The 1324-nt window shown below is 62.6% G+C and carries 1 protein-coding gene; it reads left to right on the forward strand.

Translation table 11 applies throughout. The features are described 5' to 3' along the window. The coding region (locus IVA92_RS04475) for an efflux RND transporter permease subunit (RefSeq protein WP_247279868.1) at positions 1–1324 on the forward strand (1324 nt) is incomplete at both ends.

Consider the following 1324-nt stretch of genomic DNA (forward strand, 5'->3'; position numbering starts at 1 on the left):
GGCGGTCTCACCGGTTCGCTGTTTCGCGAATTCGCCTTCACGCTGGCGGGCTCGGTGATCGTGTCGGGCGTGGTCGCGCTGACGCTGTCGCCGATGATGTGCTCGGTGCTGCTGAAGAACACCGAAGAAGGCCGGTTCTCCAAGCTTGTGAACCGGGTGTTCGGCGCCATCACGCGGTGGTACGGGCGCAAGCTGGACCGCTCGTTGGATTACAAGGCGATCACCGGCCTGTTCGCGGTGACGATCCTCGGCTTGGTCGGCTTCCTCTACATGCACACCTCGAAGGAGCTGGCGCCGGAGGAAGACCAGGGCATCGTGTTTGCGGTGACCAAAGCGCCGAAATACGCCAACATCGACTATGTCGATTTCTATGGCGAGAAGCTCGACAAGGAATTCCAGAAATTCCCCGAGACCGATCTGCGTTTCGTGCTGAACGGCATCAACGGGCCGCAGGGCGGCATCGCCGGCATGCTCCTGAAGCCTTGGGACGAGCGCAAGCGGTCGTCGATCCAGCTCAAGCCGCTGGTGCAGGCCGAGCTCTCCAAGATCGAGGGCGTGCAGGCCTTCGCATTCAACCTGCCGCCGCTGCCGGGCGGGCCGGGCGGTCTGCCGATCCAGATGGTGATCAACTCCACCGCCGGATTCCAGACGGTCTATGAGCAGATGGAGAAGCTGAAGGACGCCGCACGCAAGAGCGGCATGTTCATCGTCTCCGACAGCGACCTTGCCTACAATCAGCCGAACGTGAAGGTCACGATCGATCGGACCAAGGCGCAGGACCTCGGCGTCAACATGCAGAACCTCGGCTCTACGCTCGCGGTGCTGCTTGGCGGCAACTACATCAACCGCTTCAACCTCGAGGGCCGCTCCTACCAGGTGATCCCGCAGGTGCCGCGCGGCAAGCGTCTGTCGCCGGAATCGCTCGGCGGCTACTATGTGACGACCAACACCGGCCAGCAGCTCCCGCTGTCCACGGTGGTGTCGATCGAGACCAAGACCGACCCGAACTCGCTGACCCACTACAACCAGCTCAATTCGGCGACGTTCTCGGCCGTGCCGATGCCCGGCGTGACCGTTGGTGCGGCAGTCGATTTCCTCGAAGGCGAGGCCAAGAAGCTGCCGCAAGGCTTCAGCCACGATTATCTGGCGGACAGCAGGCAGTATGTTCAGGAAGGTAACCAGCTCGCGATCACCTTCGGCTTCGCGCTGATCATCATCTTCCTGGTGCTGGCGGCGCAGTTCGAGAGCTTGCGCGACCCGCTGGTGATCATGATCTCGGTGCCGATGGCGATCGTCGGCGCGCTGATCCCGCTGTTCTTCGGCG

The organism is Bradyrhizobium sp. 154, from assembly GCF_023073875.1.
Lineage (GTDB): Bacteria > Pseudomonadota > Alphaproteobacteria > Rhizobiales > Xanthobacteraceae > Bradyrhizobium.